The organism is Vibrio sp. 1CM8B (assembly GCF_023161685.1).
In the GTDB taxonomy this organism is placed as follows: Bacteria; Pseudomonadota; Gammaproteobacteria; order Enterobacterales; family Vibrionaceae; genus Vibrio; species Vibrio coralliirubri.
Window position 1 is genome coordinate 34,314 of sequence record NZ_JALNTU010000001.1, and the last position, 17,298, is coordinate 51,611.

Consider the following 17,298-nt stretch of genomic DNA (forward strand, 5'->3'; position numbering starts at 1 on the left):
AAATAGTTCGACTGTCCGTTCTATATGGATAAGAGAATTCAAACGAGGCCGTAACCATGAAGAAACCAGTCAAGATTACACTATACCGTTGGGCAGGCAGCTGGGGTCCATTTAAAGTTAATATCCCATGTGGGGAATGTACCCTTACCAAAGACATTCTGAAGGATACTTTTGAGAATGAGTTGGCTGATGTCGATGTCGAACTGGAAGTGAAAGATTGGTTGTCTCACTGGTGGGAGCCGCTAAAACTAGGGTCTTGGCATGCTCCAATTCTTGTTGTTGAAGGCAAGGTTGTAAGCCAAGGTGAAGCGCTTAATCGTGGAGTCTTGGTTCAATCGGTGATCAAAGAGTGGACCAAACGAGACAGCCTAAAAGGAAACATCGTTTATGGTAAGGCGACCTGCCCATTCTGTGTTAAAGCAAAGAAAATGTTGGATGAAGCGGGTGTTGAATACCAATACCACGATGTCGTAAAAGACAGCGCCGCTTTGTACCGTATGATTCCAGAGGTAAAAGCACACATTGGTGAAAAAACACCGGTCACCGTCCCGCAGATCTGGCTTGATGGTAAGTACATCGGTGGTGCCGACAACTTAGAAGCGTGGATGAAAGAGAATGGCTTAGATAGCATCCCTAATAACGTAGTCGACTTATCCAATCAATCTGCTGGCTGATTTCATTAAAAGCCATTAGTCAGAAGCTTAATCAGTATTTTTTGTGTCCATCCACAACAAAACAAAGCGATAACTTTCACCAATCGCTAAAACGAAAAAGGCCTTAAACTTCATCGAGTTTAAGGCCTTTTAAAATTCCGTTTTTGAAAATGCTTATTTAGCCATTTTCTTCATCATTCGCTTAAAGAACGATGGTTTCTTTGGCTTTGAAGTGCCGTACAATGCTTCGTGCATCATGTTTTTTGCTGCCATTTGACCAAGGTATGCGTGGCCTAGTTCGTAATTCATGCTTATCTCCGCACATAATCAACTTTCTTTAGCGCGGATTTTACACTTAAAACGCCCAAAAACAAGATCTAAATCACACTTTAATGCAATGTTAGCTATTAAATTGCAATAAACCTAATTTTTTCTGTGTGCTAGTCAGCATTGTATATGTATATCAATGAGTTAACCTGATGTCCGGTTTGGCTTTAATGCTCCATTCCTAATATCAATCCAAGACATTGGTTAAGACACTTATAAAAAAAGCAGCTCAAGAGAGCTGCTTTCTAAAATGCTTTACTGAGAAACCTAGCTGCGCTTCGGCTGTCTGTAAGTTTTACCGGCAATTTGGTATGTGTCTTTTTGCTTCAATTCAAACATCGTTTCAAAGAACCAAGCTGCAAATTTGATTAAGTCATCGCCTTCATTCATGACATGTTCGATGTACTCTTGCTCTTCGCCTTGTTCATTTTCTTGAAGCGTGACGTGGTAAATACGCTTTTCGCCTTCCACTTCAGCAAGTGCAAATTGACCAGTCAGTGATGCAGCAGCCTCAGCGACTTCTGTATCCTCATTGGATTTCAATAGCTCAAGCGCTTGAGGCAGGCCATCTAGTGCGCAGATAGCTTTTACCAGTACTTCAAATTCATTTTGCTGCATTTTGTTTTTACCTATTCAATGGACCGAAGCATTGTAGAAAACCATCAGCACAAATACAACGTATTAACGATGGTGCGTTAAACGATAGTGAATTTAGTGTTTAGCTATATTCCACTTCAACAGTATCACCTTTGTTGTTCATTTTGGTTGAAGACCAAAGCACTCCGCCCATGGCTGCGCCAATAATGAGGTAGAACACGCCTAACTGTAGATGAGTCGTGACCCAACTTTCTACTAGATACCCACCCAATAAACCCGCTAAACACATCTGAATTGAGCCTGACAATGCCGACACTGCGCCCGCTTGCTTCTTATGAGGTTCTAACAACATACTGATCGATAGAGGGAACGAGATACCTTGCGCTATCGCCAACCAAGTAAACGCCCAAACCAAGTTAAAGATGGATAACTCATGAGTAAGAAGCCAAGTTCCCGATGCTAAGATAATCAAAATAGCTAGGCTCATAAGTTGGGGCGTACTAAACCTACGATTGAGTAAGTTTAAAGCGACGCTACCTATCAGTAAGCCTGCCGAAGGAACAATCATCAATGAACCATATTCAGCGGCAGTCAGCCCCAATTGCTCTTGCATTAAGAATGGAAACAATGATAACGATACCAAACTCGCCATGTAGCTCATCCAGTTGTAACTGGCACTGCTCAACACTTGGCGATTGGTCAACAAGCGCCCGTAGTTCTTCACTACTTGGCACACATCAAAGCGGCTCTTTCCGTATGGCAAAGTTTCATGCAGAACAAAGTAACCCAGCGTAAATATCGCTAATAAGTACAATAAAACGAACAGGAACACCGCCTGCCAACCGAGGTGAAATGAAATCCAACCGCCGAATACCGGCGCAATGATCGGCATGATCGAAGCGGTGATCGATATATAAGACAACGCTTTGGTAAGCTGCGAACCATCATAGCTGTCACGAAGCACACTTCGCCCAAGAACCGAGGCACTCCCCGCCCCTAAACCTTGCAGCAAGCGACCAACTTCTAGCGCCGTCATATTGTCAGAAAACACAACACAAACGACTGTACCAATCAAATAAACACCCTGACCTAACAAGAAGATAGGTCTTCTTCCCACCGCATCAGACATTGGTCCGTAAAATAGCTGAGACAAGCCAAAACCCACCAGAAACAGCGTGACGAGAAGCTGTACATCTACTTGAGTAGCACTTAAATCAGAAGCAATTAACGGCAATGCTGGCAAGTAGATGCTCACACCCACCTGCCCCGTAGCAATAATCATCATTGCTAAGAGTAACGGCGTTTTTTTAAAGGTCGATTGGCTCAAAAAATTCCCTATTCGTTTGATATTTGTTCATTAGATGAGTTTACATTCAAAACCAATAATTGATAATTAGCTAAATTGGAATTTTATTAAGTCCCAACAGGAAATAATATGGATTGGATTCTTAACGTAAAAAGCTACGTCAGAGTAGTCGAAGAAGGCAGCTTCAATGGTGCTGCTAGAAAACTGAACACCACCAGCTCGGCGATCAGCAAAAGAGTGAACTGGTTAGAAGAGCGTATTGGCACTCAACTATTAAAGCGCACCACACGCTCAATTAGTCAAACCGAAGCCGGCGCGCTCTTTTACCTGCGAGCCAAGGATCAGCTCGATAATTGGCAGTCCATAATTGATGAGACTCGCTCGGTTAACCAAACCCCAGCAGGCCTATTAAAGATAGGTGCAACGATAGCGGTTGGCTCTAAGTTTCTCGTGCAATACATGGACGACTTCTTAGAAAAGTATCCGGACATTAAGGTGCAGCTGATCACGACCACGCCAGGGCAATTACCAGAGTTGGGCTTAGATCTAGTGATCAGCCGTGAACTGGAACAGCTCAACTCTTTAAGCTTCAAGAAAACACCGCTGTTTGAGCACAAAGCCAGCTTCTATGCGGCGCCAAGCTATTTAGCTAAACATGGTTACCCCACCAACGAGCAGGACTTAGAACAACACAACTCTTTAATTTGGGGAGAGCGCCCTACCCGAGAAGTCACACTTACCAAAGGGCAACGCATCACCCTCAATGGTAACTTTGCTACCACCAATCCGGAGGCTTTGTTTCATGCTGCGAAGCGAGGAATGGGCGTACTGTTAACCATCAAAGCGATGATCAAAGAGGATCTAAAACAAGGGACATTAGTTCCAGTATTGCCAAATATTACTGCCGACGAAGTGATGGTTTACGCGTACTACCCTAAGCTTGATTACTCACACACGCGAACCAAGCTCTTTTTGGACCATCTGAAAGATAGACTAGACAAAGAGCGTAGCACGCAAGCTCTGTGAAATAAGTCACATTTTAATTTGAAAAGTTATACGACACGGCCGATAATAAACTTGACGCATATAGATTATACGAGTTCGCACATATACAAGATAATACGTATACCGCTTACACAGTGAATCTGGTTAACTAGGGATGGTGACTATGACTCAACATACGCACAACAGCATGATAGACACAGAGCGCATTGGCCGTTTGCTGAAATTGGAAGGTATCGACCTTTTAGAGTCAGCTGTGCTTACTTTACATCAGACCTTTGATACTCAATACACTAGCATCATTGAGAAGAAGCACTTCCCTGACCAAATCGTTCCCTTGGTGATCGCCCATTCTGACCATGTATTGCATGACAAAATCAATGCGCGCCATGGTCACATCTACCAACAAGCCGTCAATCAAAGACACCCAGATTGCTCGTTTGCTCAGTATGTAGTCCAGTCATTGCCAACATCGGCATTTAGGCAGGAAATCACCTCACAAAACTCCATCGCGATCCCGACTCGAACTCAAAGTGGCGAAGTGATGGGCGTGCTGTTTTCAACGTTTACCTCGCCTCTTAGTCCTGATCAGCAGCAAGACGTAATAAAGCATCATCAATTGTTCGCCGACATCATCATTCACACCTTACGTGAAATGTGGTTTAACGATCGCTCCGAACAACTTGTAAATCAGCTTAGTTATGAGGTGTCACACGACAGCCTAACCGGGTTGCTCAACCGAAGCTGTCTATCAGATACCTTAGAGTCTATTACTCAACAGAGCGTCACTCCGTTTACATTGGCTTTACTCGATATCAATAGCTTCAAAGCCATCAATGACATGCACGGCAATTATATTGGCGATAAAGTGCTTCAATTTGTCGCAGAAACCTTGCGTCGAACCTTACCCGAAAGCAACCTGACTTTCCGGACTGCTGGCAACGAGTTCGCCTTCATTACCTACCATTCCGATCCAATATCCGTTTGCGAACAAATATTGGCTAAGATTAAACAAGGTTACAGCAGTGTCGATATCAAGATCGATGTCAATCTCAGCATTGGTATTGCGCGCTCAGACGGAGACATCAAAGACATTGAGCAGATCATCTTCAACACCAGTTTAGCGCTTAAAGAGTGCAAACATAGCCAAGATACTCACATTCAATGTTATGACACCCATCTAAGGGTACGCTACCAAAGAAAGGCTGAGTTAGTCGCCGCTTTACGAAATGAGCTTGAAAACCCAATTTCAAATAATTATGTACCTAGTGGCAATGGTATGTACGTGGTTGTGCAGCCAATTGTCAGTCAAGGTGATACACAATGGGAATACTTCGAGGTACTGACTCGCTGGAAAACCGCCAGACACGGTGATATATCGCCTGTGGAATTCATTCAAGTGGCTGAAGAGTCTGGGCTGATTGTCGAGCTAGGTGAGCGTATTATTGAGTTAGTGTGTCGCGCTAAAACCACCTTAGAGCAAGGCTTAGGTTACAAGGTTAAGCTTGGGATAAACTGTTCCGCTCATGAGCTTACCGACTCGAAACGCTATATTTCCTACCTCACTCGAACCATTGAGGAACATCACTTTAAAGCTGAAGAGTTTGTTATTGAGTTAACCGAAACAGTGTTGTTATCTCCAACCCAAGAAACCAAATCGGCACTTAACTTTTTGAGAGGGCAAGGCTTCACCATTGCGCTCGACGATTTCGGTACTGGATACTCCAGTTTGAACTACATTCACAGCTACCCCATCGACTGCATTAAAATTGATGCCACCTTTATCCGTAACTTGCTGACTAGCTCAACATCTGAGAGCGTCGTTTGGTTGATTGTTCAGCTTGCTCATAGGCTTGATGTGTCATTGGTTGCGGAAGGCGTAGAGAAGCGTGAGCAACTAGAAAAGTTGCACGCTATGGGATGTGACAAGATACAAGGTTACCTCTACTCACCACCGATGCGACCAGAAGCTATCGTCAGCCATATCACGCATTCGGAACCCTTAGCTTAGACCGCTATCCTTGTTTTAGCCTAGGATCAAAAAACCGCGAGATCATCACTCTACTCGGAGTGATGCTCTCGCGGTTTTAGTTGGCTGCTTGGTGAGTAACAGCCTTATTCAGGGTTATCTCTAAACGATCTGGCTAGCTGTTATTAGCTTGGGCTAACGCGACCTTTAGTAACTTATCAGCTTCATCTCTTGCTGCTACAAACGTCGCTTTTTCCTTTTTAGGCACAGAATCTGCCATCGGGATATTTGCTGTCATTGCATTGACAGGGCGACCACGCTCAATCAGCTCGTAGTGCAAGTGTGCACCTGTCACTCGGCCAGTTTTGCCAGACAAACCAATACGCTGACCACGCGATACCGTTTGTCCTTTACGAACCAGAATCTTACTCAAATGTAGGTAACGTGTTTTGTACGTGCTGCCGTGCTGAATGACCACGTAGTTACCCGCGTATGGGTGCTTACGCGTCATAATCACTTTGCCGTCACCCGTTGCTTGAACCGGCGTGCCAATTGGCGTCGCGAAGTCTGTACCGTTATGCGGCGAGACTCGGCCTGTCACGGGGTGTAAGCGCTTAGGGTTAAACTGAGAACTTTGTCGCCAACTACTGCTCACTGGGTAACGTTGGAAAGCACGTTGTAAGCTATCGCCATTGGCATCGTAATATTGCCCATCAGTGTGTAAGTAAGCTGACACTACGCGGTTACGATTCATGATCTTAATTGCTTCAATTTCACGTTTGCCAGTTGCAACACCATCAACATATTGTGCTTTTTGAAGTACTTCAAACTGATCGCCAGCGCGTAGGTCTCGGCTAAAGTTCAGCTTGTCCTTAAGAAGAGTGACAATATGGTCAATCTCAAGACTGCTCAGGCCAACCTTGTTCGCCGACATAGAGAAGCTGCCTTGAATATCACCGACTAAAGGTTTTTGTTTCCATTCACCAGGAATAGAGATGTCTTCGAATTCGTAGCTGCCGTCATCCAGCAGTCGGTAAACCACTTTGTCCGCGACGCTAAATTGAAGTTCCATTTTAGAAAGGTCGCCGGTCGCTTCATCACGCCAAAAGCGTAATGTATTACCCGGACGAAGCGTATCTAAAGCAAGGAAGTTCAAATCGGTTTCCATCACGCTCATCATCGATTTATAAGAAAATCCAAGTTGCGTGAAGATGCTACTCAAGTTATCGCCAGATTGAATTTGATACTCAAATGTCGGCGGCTCAATAACGGTAACAGAAGATGGTGACAGAATAGACTCAATAACGGTTGAGTCTGGTAGATCAAGCTCGATCGTTTTCGTCAGATTTGATTGCGAAGATTGCAGAGCAACTCCAATCGCTGCAATAAGTGGCAGTCCTAAAATAGCTACTTTTTTTACAGGTGAAAGCTCGGCAAACGGAGAGGAAAATATTTTTGAATACACGGTAAACAGGTCTTTCTACGATATAAAGGCATAGGATATGCTTTTCAAACGCATAAATCATCAATGCATTGTCATAATATGATGTGAATCTGCCCAACTTAGCCTAAGTCATTGAGTTGCCGTAGATGAAGGCCATTAAATGAAAAGTAAAATTAACCGCTAAATTTAAAAATAAAAAAGCAGAAACGGCTAGTTTCTGCTTTCTATTGGTTGACGTTATTCCGTTTCGAATAATTAATAAACGAAGCGAATTAGTCGCTGGTTTTAAAAAAGACTATGCGTTTACCGTCGACACTAAGCAGTTGTCTTCACCAAACTCATTTGGGATGTAACGGTCAGCATTCGCATCGTTCACCCATTGTTGATCATCAACTAGGTAGCGGAATTGAAACTCGCCATCTTTAGGTAGACGAGTTTTAAACTTGTAAACCTTACCTTTGGCCAGTTTTTTCATTGGGGTGGCTTTCCAATCAAGAAAGTCAGCAACGATGGATACAGAGTTCGCTTCTTGAGCTTCTAGCTCGAAGGTCACTTCAACTTCATCTTTCGTCTTAAAAAAACGTTTATTAATCATTCGCAAGCTCCATTTGTAAAAATAAGCGGACACAAAGCTAAGTGTGTCTAAATTTCATTCATCTAACTAAGATAATATGTAATTTGGCTCACATAAACAACAGATCCTTACATTCACGCAAACGTTATTGCTTACCAATTGATTGCGTATCAAAAGAAAAACTCATTAACACCTTTTCAGAAGGGGGTTCTGCAAATGATTGTTCCGCAGAATGCTGAGTAAAGCCGATAAAACCTTCCCCAGTGAGTTTATTCTGTGATTGCGAATCTGGCTGCTGAGCGACCTCCAATGTCTGAATTTGTATACGATCACCCAGTAAAAGTTGGTCGACTAACACCACGCGGCTTCGTTGCTGGTCATGTTTAAACAGGCCAAGATAATAGAAAACACCGCTGCCTTGGTTAGATATCCACATCGGCGCGACAAAGAAACTCGCCTTGCCCAGCGTGACAGCTGAAAGATTATTGGTGTCTACCGTTACCACACCGCGCTCAACACCTGAGTCATAACGTCCAAACGCGATGGCTCTAGGCTCATCAACTTCATTGATAAACGCGTAGGCGTTAGTTTCAGGAACTTTAATTGTCCATGGGTTGGTCGTCTTCAAATCAAAAACGGCTTCTACGACTGGCTCATAACTCACTTGAGAAGAAGGAAACTTCGCCAAGATCTCTTCATCACTTAAGCTAAAGCGATAAATACCCGCTACTATCACCACAACCAGCATGACAATTGGAATCAGTAGAATCAGGGGAATAGGTAAGATTTTCTTTTTCATGGGCATTTATATTCTTTTGTTTTCATCCAGTTGTGCAGACCATAAAGGGCTTTAGTATAATTATCAATACAGGGTTAACCAGAAGTGGAGCATGGATGGATATCAATCATATTAAAGATAGAAATATCAGAAGTTGCGAATGCCGCTGTGGAGCAGTCAACCTAGTATGCCGAGGCGAACCTCAACGTACCTCTGTCTGCCATTGCTATGAGTGTCAGAAACGCACCGGAAGTGTGTTCGGCGTTCAGGCACGGTTCCCAATAGAACAAGTCACACTCAGCGGGGAAGTGACCTCTTTCTCACGCATCAGCGATACGGGTAATGAAGTCACCTATCAGTTTTGCCCCAAGTGTGGCACCACCATGCTTTTGCAGTCGGTTGCCGCCGCCGATTTTTATATCGTCCCGCTCGGATTATTTAAAGAGCAAGACTTCCCACTGCCGAGCTTTTCGGTTTATGAAGAACGCAAACACGGTTGGGTTAAGTTCGACCACCAAATGAGCCATTACAGCTAGTTTGTCATTGAGCGTTATCTTTACCTCGTTATTGACCGTTATCTTTATATCGCAACAGTATTAAAACAAACTGCAATACTGTTGCCTAAGATCAAATATCAACGCTCCACAGCGCTAGCGTATCTTTTGTCTAGCGTTATAATCTTGCTCCTCTATTTAACCCAGGGTGAACCACATGATTTCTAAGCTACCTCGCTGGGTTGAATACGGCGCCCTTTTGTTAGCTGGTCTTGCTGGCAGTGTTAATGCTATCGGCTTACTTGGCTTCCAACATCAAGCTATCTCCCATATCTCCGGCACCATGTCTTTGCTAGGCAGTAGCCTGCTTACACCGACCTCGGCTTCTGTTCACCTCCTATTGGTGATCATGAGCTTCATGTTAGGTGCGGCGTTCAGCGGGTTCTTTATTGAAAACCAAGCATTGAAGTTAGGACGCCGTTACGGTGTTGCGCTATGTATTGAGGGGGGATTGCTGTTTTTGGCGCTGTGGACACTGTTGCAAGGCTATACTTCAGGTCAGTATTTCGCTTCAGCCGCGTGTGGTTTGCAGAACGCGATGATCACCACTTACAGCGGGGCGATCATTAGAACAACACACATGAGTGGGATCATTACCGATCTGGGGATCATGATTGGTGCTCGCTTAAAGGGGATGCCTTTTGACCGCCGTAAAGCCAAACTACTGATGTTCATTGTGGTTGGCTTCCTGTTTGGCGGCTTAAGTGGCGCTTGTCTGTTCCAACGCTTCGAAATCTTGGCATTGGCTTTCCCAGCCTCTTTCGCCTTCATTATTGCGTTTAGCTACTGGTTATACTTGACCTATCGAACTGAAACCCCAGTCAATTTATAAATATCTGGCAATATAACCTCAAACTACGTAACATCCGCAACACTTTATTCTAAACTCTTAATACGTTGCAGAATAACCAGCATGAATATTTAGCGATATTTGATGAATAGTATTGCAAGCGATATTAATACTGGGTAATCTTGCACCCAATGAGAAAATACGGACGTTTAGTGAATAAAAATGCCAAGGATGTGGCTTTTTTACGTGTAGAAATTCGAGAACAATAACATGTCTAACAACACGAATACTGCTCAAACAGAGAAATCTAAAGGCAGTTTCTGGGTTTTCTTAATCCCATCATTGATTGGTTTATTCCTTTTCATGGCGCCAATCAGCTATCAAGGTGATCTAACCATCCCTGTAGCTATCTTAGCCAAATCAATTCAAGCGGTTTTCGGTGAATATCTAGTCCCTATCATCACTGCGATCGTTGCCTTCATGTCTGTAGCTTCAGTTTTAAGCACCATTTTTAAGCCTACATTCATTACATCAAATTCATTTTTAAACGGCCTTTTCAACCCATCTCCACTATGGTTGCTGGTTCGTTTAATTGGTGGCGCTGCAGCCGTTATGGCTTTCTTCCAAGTTGGCCCTGAGGTTATTTGGGAAGAAAACACCGGTGGTCTGGTTCTAGAAGGCCTGCTTCCAACACTGTTCTCGGTATTTATCTTTGCGGGTTTACTACTGCCTCTTCTACTTAACTTTGGTCTACTAGAGCTGTTTGGCACGCTACTAAGTAAAATCATGCGTCCAATCTTCAACCTACCAGGTCGTAGTGCTATTGACTGTATGGCTTCTTGGTTAGGTGACGGCAGCGTTGGTATCCTGCTTACAAGCAAACAGTACGAGAAGAAATTCTACACTCAGCGTGAAGCCGCGGTTGTTGGTACGACTTTCTCAGCAGTATCTATCACATTCAGTCTTGTGGTTATTGCTCAGGTAGAACTAGAGCACCTATTCCTACCTTTCTACGCAGCAATCTGTTTAGCGGGTATTGTGGCAGCGGTAATCATCCCTCGCCTTCCACCACTAAGCATGAAGAAAGATACGTTCATTGACGGCAGCAAGCCTCACAAAGACGCTGACGCGATCCCAGCGGGTCACTCAACATTCTCTTGGGGTCTTGAGCTAGCAGTAAGCAAAGCATCACAAGTTAAGTCTGCTAAGTCAGTATTTGCTGAAGGCATCCGTAACGCCGTAGATATGGTATTTGGCGTACTGCCTGTTGTTATGGGCCTTGGTACGATGGCGCTGGTTATTGCCGAATACACGTCTGTATTCTCATTCCTGGGTCAGCCTTTCATTCCATTCCTAGAGCTACTTGGTGTTCCTGAAGCGGTTGCAGCATCTGAAACCATCGTTGTTGGTTTTGCGGATATGTTCATTCCTGCGATTCTTGCCGCTTCTATCGACAACGAGATGACTCGCTTTGTTATTGCAGCAATGTCGGTTACTCAACTGATCTACATGTCTGAAGTGGGCGCTCTACTTCTTGGCAGTAAGATTCCAGTGAACATCTTAGAACTGTTTATTATCTTTATTCTACGTACGTTAATTACGCTTCCAGTTATCGCTGGTGTAGCGCATCTAATATTCTAAATTAGATACTACTTATATAATTCAATAAAGATTCAGTTTATAAAGCCTCACTTTTGTGGGGCTTTTTATTTGCGAAAATATATACACAGTATTATTTGGAGTTCAATCAATTTATAAGTTCTGCATATCATTCGATTTCATATCGTTTATTCACCCCGCCTCTTGTTAATAGAAAACCGAACGCATAACTATCAAATTAATACATTCTTAATTCCCCCTTAAACTCCGTCTAGCCCCGCCCCCCAACTTATTGAACCAAATACTAAAAGTAACAAATATGTGATTTAGTGAATTTTGTATTGTTTAGGTTGTTGTATTTTTGTAGTCTATTTTGTGAAATTACATTCAAGTAAAATTCAATCTAGTCGATATATATAATTACAAAAACACGATTAACTTTAGTCTTCGCAAAGCCTGTGAGAAGGGGAAAACTCAATGAAATTTAGCCATAAGGTGGTTGCTGCATCATCAGCCTTGCTGCTAGTGACAGTATCATTGCTTTCAATACAACAACTGTACACTGTAAGAAGTGCAGTAGAAAACCACGTCAATGCGAGCCTAGAAGAGATGGTCTCGGGCGTGAAAAATACCGTCGTATCAGAGATGAACGCCAAGAAAGCGTTGGCTCAATCGACGACTGAAGTCATCGAGATCAACCCTGAAGATCGCGCTTACGTTAAAGAAATCTTAGAAAAGCCAAAGCTTAAAAACAGCTTCCTAGCGGTTGGTTTTGGTTATGAAGCAAACGGTTTCGTTATTGAAAATGATGATGGTTGGGATGCAGGTCCAGATTACGACCCGCGAATTCGTCCTTGGTACATTGATGCTAAATCCAAAAACAGTTTAGTTGTTACCGCTCCTTATGTGGATGCATCAAGTAAGAAAGTCATCATATCAGTGGGCACTCCAGTTAAAGACAATGGCCGCTTTACTGCGGGTATGTTCTACGACCTAGAACTGACGAACCTTGCTACCTTGGTCAACCAAGTGAACTTGTTTGATGCGGGTTACCTGTTCCTAGTAACAGCCGACGGCACCACGATTGCTCACCCGAATGCGAAAAACAACGGTGAAATGCTTTCAAGCTACATGCCTCAAGCGACTATTCGTGAAGGCTCTCAGGAGATTGAAGTCGACGGTAAAATGTTCCTAGTTAACTTCACCCACATCCCAAGTGAAGATTGGTACATTGGTGCCATCCTTGATGAAGAGATCGCCTTTCAAACCGTTGAAGAATTGAAGAACAGCTCAATGATCTACTCTTTGATTGCGGTGATTCTCAGCATCATTGCTCTAACAGTTCTGATTCGCGTGTTAATGCGCCCACTGGATGCACTTAACCAAGCGATTCAAGACGTAGCAAGCGGACAAGGTGACTTAACTAAGCGCCTAGATACCAACACAGACAAAGAGTTCTCTGACCTAGCGAAAGGCTTCAATACCTTTACTGAAAATCTGCAAAATCAGATCATTCAATCGAAAGCGATTGGTGTTGAGATTAAACGCGGTACTGAAATCACAGTGAAAGGTGCGGGCGAATCAGCGAAAGCAATGAATACCCAGCTGCAAGAGCTTGAACAGTTAGCGACTGCAATGAACGAGATGGCGGTTACTGCAACTGAAGTTGCAAACAATGCTCAAGGCGCAGCAGCGGCAGCCCGTGAAGCAGACGAAGCAACGCTAGACGGCACATCTGTAGTCAGTGACACCACTCAAGCGATTGATAATCTTTCAGCACGTATCGACCAAGCGGTTGCCGAAGTACAAGTACTTGAATCAGCAACAGCCAACATCGAAACGATTCTAAAAGTAATCAACGATATTGCAGACCAAACCAACCTACTGGCATTGAATGCGGCTATTGAAGCGGCGCGTGCTGGTGAGTCAGGCCGTGGTTTCGCAGTCGTTGCCGATGAAGTTCGAACTCTGGCGCAACGTACTCAAGAATCGACTACTGAAATCCGCAACATGATTGAACAGCTCCAAGCGGGTGCAAGCTCAGTATCGAACGCGATGAATCAAAGTAAAGACACAGCCACTGACGCCGTTGAACGCGCTCAGCAAGCGAACTCTTCACTTGACCGTATCCGTGACGCGATTCAACGCATCTCAGATATGAACATTCAGATTGCTTCAGCAGCAGAAGAGCAGAGCTTGGTAGCGGAAGAGATCAATAACAACACTGTTAAGATCAAAGACCTTTCAACACAAGTATCCAATGCAGCCCAAGAAGCGAACACAGCTATGCAGGTCCAAACGGACAATGTTCGCCAACAAGACGAGCTATTGAACAAATTTACGGTTTAACCGCCTTACCGTTGAACTAACGCTCTTGTTTAGTAACTAATAAACAGCTTCAAATAAAAAGCCCCACTTACTGATTGCCAGTAGCGGGGCTTTCTTTTCAATATTTTCTTACTTACCGATTGGGCTTAACTCATAACAGATTCGGTCGAGTTGGTTGTCAGCATCATGCACTGATTAGGCTCAACCTTAATGGTTAACTCCTTACCAACACAGTCGAACACTTCTCCAGACAACAAATCGGTCACTGCACCAGTCCAATTTAATGAAGCTGTTTTGCTTCGTTTCGACTTGTTGATCACCACAATGCCTTTATCGCCACGAACAAACACCAACAAATCATCATTCGCTTCAACCACACGCATCGCTTCGCCATGAACATGGTTATGGAATTGAATCATGTTTTTCATGTAAGGCGCTTGCCAGTCGTTGAGCCAACGAGGCTGACCGCTCTTGTCCAGAATACCGCTGGTGCTCAGTTCACTGTAAACAAGCGGCACACCGCCGTCTCGACCAAGAATGAAAGCATGAGCCAATCGCTCATCCACTTCATCCATCACATGCTCCAAAAACACCTCGTTATTGGGAATATCATGAGTGACCGCAAACGTGATAGCTCGCATATTCGACAGTGCCTGACCAAAACAGTATGGGTTAATCAGAGACTTAAAGCTGCCCTGCTCTTCAAATGCTTTGAAGATGGTGTTGAACAGCGGGAAATCGTACGCCCCTAAACGAGTGTGTTTAAGGTAAGGCTCAAGGAACAGCTCATACTCTTCTTCTGTCGCACCGCCATCGGTAATGATCTCACCGAAGATGTGCATTTCTTCACAGATGTCATCCGTCCACACCTTGCGTAGGTGGGCCAGTGTCATATGCTTTGCCGCATCAATGCGAAATCCTTTCACACCGATGTCTTTCAGTGCTTTTAGGTAGGCTCTTTGTTGTGCCACCACATTATCGTTGTCCAACAGCGTTGGCAGGCCAGGATCGCTAGCGCCGCCAGTAATACGTCCGTTTTGCACTTCCCACGTGTCTTTCCAGTTCTTGATACCAAACGCTTCCACGAAGTCGTTCTCATCAAAAAGAGGCTCAGAAAGGTCACCAAACAAACGTATGGATTCATAATAGTCAGCATCTTTTTGATAAGACGCCATGTCTTGCTGATTGGGATACGTTAGATCACCGCGGATACCCGATTCGTTGGCCATGTGGTTAAACACGACGTCTACATAGGTACGAAGCCCGTGTTGCTTTAACGTGTTCACCATCGCTGTGAAGTCTTGAGTGTCACCAAGTTGATTATCGATCACACGGTAATCTTGGGGCTGATAACGTTGCCACCATTGGGTGCCAGAATCTCGGTCGCAACCTTTAGGGCCGCGTAGCGATTTCATCGCTGGTGAAACTAAAACCGATTTATAACCCAACTCTTGGATCAGTGGGGCGTTCTTCATTACGTCAGCGTAGCACCAGTCAAAAGCATGCAATATGACATCTGTCGCTGGGTTGCTTAACATAGCTGAACTCTCCATGTTGTTCTCCTACCAAACTCGTTTACAGCTTTCTAGATAAAGACAAAGGCTAAAAGGCAAAGCTGCATAAATTTCCTTAAGAATGGTATTTATTATATGAGTTACTCATTAAAACCCCTCCTCCTCCTACCAATTAGTCACGGCGGATGGTTGAGGGCGTAGCACCAATTATCGCATAACGTCTGGGATGAACACTCAACCATTGTGCTTTTAAATGCACCAAAAAGTGACAAAAAAGGAGCGTATATACGCTCCTTTTATTCAATCTAACACATATTTATGACTAAGTTCTGTAAAGAACCTTCACCACATGCCAACCGAATTTTGTTTTCACAAGGTGTGGTACAAGCGTCTCGCCAGAGAAACAAACCTTATCAAACTGAGGCACCATTTGACCTTTTTTGAACTCACCTAGGTCGCCGCCCTTCTTACCAGATGGACAGGTTGAATGTTTCTTCGCTAGCGTTTGAAATTTAGCGCCCTTTTTAAGCTGCGTCATGATGTCTTCTGCTAGTTCTTTATGCTTCACCAAAATATGAAGCGCTGCTGCTGTTCTTGCCATGATAATTCTCAGTTTGTTGCTGCCAGTTTACTTGCGACGGTTGCTTAGAATATCGCTAATGTACTGACTGTTGTAAATCTGTTTGCCGCTAACGACTTATCGACATAAATCCATCGACAGCCTGCGTTTAGCGTGATTTTAACCCAAGAACCGCTATTCTTCACTCTATAACCGAAAACAACTGCCTTAAAGGCCATTAAAAACCGCATCGCGACTTGCTGCGGCTTCCATTTCCCTTTAAATTAATCCTTATAAATTAAGCGCGTATTAAGTAGGAGCCACTTATGGCCAAACCGATCAGTAAAGCGAGTCAGTCACAGGGAATGTTGATGTTCAAGTTATCCCTCACTCAAAGTTTTGCGATTGGCACGCTTAAGGTCAGAGAAATCGTCCCTTTTCAGCCGATGACTCAGATCCCCTACTCCCATCATCACGTGATTGGTACAGTGACTATCCGCGACCTTACGGTTCCAGTTATTGATATGTCCGCTGCGATTGGCTTCCGCCCGATAACACCCGCTGAATACCAAGATTGTGTACTCATCGTTACTGACTGTTTGAGAACAGTTGTGGCGTTCTTGGTTCGTTCGATTGATAAAATCATTGAATGCGACTGGAAGAGTATTGAGTCTCCACCCACGAGTGTGGGTCGCAATGTGTTTGTTACCGGTATTACACGTTTCGAAGACCGTATTGTGCAAATGCTCGACGTGGAACTGCTGCTTTCTAAGATCTACCCAGCTTATGAAAATGCGCACATTCCGATGCTGACCGATGTAGAAAGGGAACGCCTCAAAGCGTTGAACATCTTATTGGTGGATGACTCTTTGATTGCGCGTAAACAGTTATCAGATGCCTTAGACAGCATCAACATCCCTTACAGCATTTGTAACAACGGCTTAGATGCCATCGACCTGATGCGACGCCAAGCCAGCGCTGGCAATGCCATTGATCTTCTGGTGAGTGATATCGAGATGCCGGGATTAGATGGTTATGAGCTTGCATTTGAAGTGCAAAACGACAGCGCTTTAAGTCACGCTTATTGTATTTTGCATACCTCACTATCCAGTGAGATCTGTGTTGATCGTGCCAATCAGGTAGGGGCACATGAAGCGCTTGAGAAGTTCAACGCGGGTGAATTAATCGAAGCTATGCTACGCGGTACAAAAGTCTTAAACGGCGCCTCTACGGCTGCTTAGGCTCTGTTTTAGAAGCTAAACCTAGCATAGTGCTCAATGGTTTAGCTTCTTAGTCTCTTCTTT

General features: G+C 44.1%; 16 protein-coding genes. 8 read left to right on the plus strand and 8 right to left on the minus strand.

Annotation, left to right across the window (positions count from 1 at the left end; translation table 11 throughout):
* Positions 1-56 precede the first annotated feature (56 nt).
* Positions 57-674, plus strand: a complete 618-nt coding sequence (locus MSG36_RS00120; protein ID WP_050620585.1) for a glutaredoxin — start codon at positions 57-59, stop codon at positions 672-674.
* 153 nt (positions 675-827) lie between these two features.
* On the opposite strand, the gene MSG36_RS23815 is transcribed toward MSG36_RS00120, so the two are convergent.
* The 3 genes from MSG36_RS23815 to MSG36_RS00130 all read right to left on the minus strand — a co-directional run bounded on the left by MSG36_RS23815 (position 828) and on the right by MSG36_RS00130 (position 2,904).
* Entirely contained in the window at positions 828-962 is a 135-nt protein-coding gene (locus tag MSG36_RS23815) for a hypothetical protein (RefSeq protein ID WP_010431176.1), read from the minus strand.
* Positions 963-1,247: 285 nt separating this feature from the next.
* Positions 1,248-1,598, minus strand: a complete 351-nt coding sequence (locus MSG36_RS00125) for a hypothetical protein (RefSeq protein WP_017057980.1) — start codon at positions 1,596-1,598, stop codon at positions 1,248-1,250.
* Between the two features lie 100 nt (positions 1,599-1,698).
* A complete protein-coding gene (locus tag MSG36_RS00130; protein ID WP_248365717.1) occupies positions 1,699-2,904 on the minus strand; it encodes a multidrug effflux MFS transporter in 1,206 nt (401 codons plus the stop codon).
* A gap of 108 nt (positions 2,905-3,012) precedes the next feature.
* Between MSG36_RS00130 and MSG36_RS00135 the strand changes: the two genes are divergently transcribed.
* On the plus strand, positions 3,013-3,909 hold the full coding sequence (locus tag MSG36_RS00135; protein ID WP_048610723.1) for a LysR family transcriptional regulator: 897 nt from the start codon (positions 3,013-3,015) through the stop codon (positions 3,907-3,909).
* Between the two features lie 142 nt (positions 3,910-4,051).
* Positions 4,052-5,896: a bifunctional diguanylate cyclase/phosphodiesterase gene (locus tag MSG36_RS00140; RefSeq protein ID WP_048614759.1), complete on the plus strand. Its 1,845-nt coding sequence runs from the start codon at positions 4,052-4,054 to the stop codon at positions 5,894-5,896.
* 133 nt (positions 5,897-6,029) lie between these two features.
* Here the strand turns inward: MSG36_RS00140 and MSG36_RS00145 are convergent, their stop codons facing one another.
* The 3 genes from MSG36_RS00145 to MSG36_RS00155 form a co-directional block, all read right to left on the minus strand.
* A complete protein-coding gene (locus MSG36_RS00145; protein ID WP_048610719.1) occupies positions 6,030-7,319 on the minus strand; it encodes a peptidoglycan DD-metalloendopeptidase family protein in 1,290 nt (429 codons plus the stop codon).
* Positions 7,320-7,593: 274 nt separating this feature from the next.
* Entirely contained in the window at positions 7,594-7,893 is a 300-nt protein-coding gene (locus MSG36_RS00150; protein WP_009845720.1) for an isoamylase early set domain-containing protein, read from the minus strand.
* A gap of 124 nt (positions 7,894-8,017) precedes the next feature.
* Positions 8,018-8,671, minus strand: a complete 654-nt coding sequence (locus MSG36_RS00155) for a hypothetical protein (protein WP_248365718.1) — start codon at positions 8,669-8,671, stop codon at positions 8,018-8,020.
* A gap of 32 nt (positions 8,672-8,703) precedes the next feature.
* Between MSG36_RS00155 and MSG36_RS00160 the strand changes: the two genes are divergently transcribed.
* The 4 genes from MSG36_RS00160 to MSG36_RS00175 all read left to right on the plus strand — a co-directional run bounded on the left by MSG36_RS00160 (position 8,704) and on the right by MSG36_RS00175 (position 13,942).
* Positions 8,704-9,186, plus strand: a complete 483-nt coding sequence (locus MSG36_RS00160) for a GFA family protein (RefSeq protein ID WP_248365719.1) — start codon at positions 8,704-8,706, stop codon at positions 9,184-9,186.
* 175 nt (positions 9,187-9,361) lie between these two features.
* Positions 9,362-10,036, plus strand: a complete 675-nt coding sequence (locus MSG36_RS00165; protein WP_048610715.1) for a YoaK family protein — start codon at positions 9,362-9,364, stop codon at positions 10,034-10,036.
* A 228-nt stretch (positions 10,037-10,264) separates the two neighbouring features.
* Positions 10,265-11,635 carry a YjiH family protein gene (locus tag MSG36_RS00170; protein ID WP_048609722.1) on the plus strand — a complete coding sequence of 457 codons (1,371 nt, stop codon included), beginning with the start codon at positions 10,265-10,267 and terminating at the stop codon, positions 11,633-11,635.
* A 435-nt stretch (positions 11,636-12,070) separates the two neighbouring features.
* Positions 12,071-13,942, plus strand: a complete 1,872-nt coding sequence (locus tag MSG36_RS00175) for a methyl-accepting chemotaxis protein (protein WP_248365720.1) — start codon at positions 12,071-12,073, stop codon at positions 13,940-13,942.
* Positions 13,943-14,067: 125 nt separating this feature from the next.
* Here the strand turns inward: MSG36_RS00175 and MSG36_RS00180 are convergent, their stop codons facing one another.
* Together MSG36_RS00180 and ppiC are read right to left on the minus strand one after the other, a co-directional pair.
* Positions 14,068-15,474, minus strand: coding sequence for an alpha-amylase family glycosyl hydrolase (locus MSG36_RS00180; protein WP_248365722.1), 1,407 nt, complete (start codon positions 15,472-15,474; stop codon positions 14,068-14,070).
* A 283-nt stretch (positions 15,475-15,757) separates the two neighbouring features.
* The gene (gene ppiC, locus MSG36_RS00185) at positions 15,758-16,039 is read right to left on the minus strand and encodes a peptidylprolyl isomerase PpiC (protein WP_258185064.1); all 282 of its coding nucleotides are present in this window, start codon (positions 16,037-16,039) and stop codon (positions 15,758-15,760) included.
* Positions 16,040-16,320: 281 nt separating this feature from the next.
* Between ppiC and MSG36_RS00190 the strand changes: the two genes are divergently transcribed.
* On the plus strand, positions 16,321-17,235 hold the full coding sequence (locus MSG36_RS00190; RefSeq protein ID WP_248365724.1) for a chemotaxis protein: 915 nt from the start codon (positions 16,321-16,323) through the stop codon (positions 17,233-17,235).
* Positions 17,236-17,298 lie beyond the last annotated feature (63 nt).

Bases quoted from the DNA above. Each gene is read 5' to 3' on its own strand.
- MSG36_RS00155 (WP_248365718.1), bottom strand. From the start codon at position 8,671: ATGAAAAAGAAAATCTTACCTATTCCCCTGATTCTACTGATTCCAATT.
- MSG36_RS00175 (WP_248365720.1), top strand. From the start codon at position 12,071: ATGAAATTTAGCCATAAGGTGGTTGCTGCATCATCAGCCTTGCTGCTA.
- MSG36_RS00180 (WP_248365722.1), bottom strand. From the start codon at position 15,474: ATGGAGAGTTCAGCTATGTTAAGCAACCCAGCGACAGATGTCATATTG.
- MSG36_RS00140 (WP_048614759.1), top strand. From the start codon at position 4,052: ATGACTCAACATACGCACAACAGCATGATAGACACAGAGCGCATTGGC.
- MSG36_RS00165 (WP_048610715.1), top strand. From the start codon at position 9,362: ATGATTTCTAAGCTACCTCGCTGGGTTGAATACGGCGCCCTTTTGTTA.
- MSG36_RS00120 (WP_050620585.1), top strand. From the start codon at position 57: ATGAAGAAACCAGTCAAGATTACACTATACCGTTGGGCAGGCAGCTGG.
- MSG36_RS00190 (WP_248365724.1), top strand. From the start codon at position 16,321: ATGGCCAAACCGATCAGTAAAGCGAGTCAGTCACAGGGAATGTTGATG.
- MSG36_RS00170 (WP_048609722.1), top strand. From the start codon at position 10,265: ATGTCTAACAACACGAATACTGCTCAAACAGAGAAATCTAAAGGCAGT.
- MSG36_RS23815 (WP_010431176.1), bottom strand. From the start codon at position 962: ATGAATTACGAACTAGGCCACGCATACCTTGGTCAAATGGCAGCAAAA.
- MSG36_RS00150 (WP_009845720.1), bottom strand. From the start codon at position 7,893: ATGATTAATAAACGTTTTTTTAAGACGAAAGATGAAGTTGAAGTGACC.
- MSG36_RS00125 (WP_017057980.1), bottom strand. From the start codon at position 1,598: ATGCAGCAAAATGAATTTGAAGTACTGGTAAAAGCTATCTGCGCACTA.
- MSG36_RS00135 (WP_048610723.1), top strand. From the start codon at position 3,013: ATGGATTGGATTCTTAACGTAAAAAGCTACGTCAGAGTAGTCGAAGAA.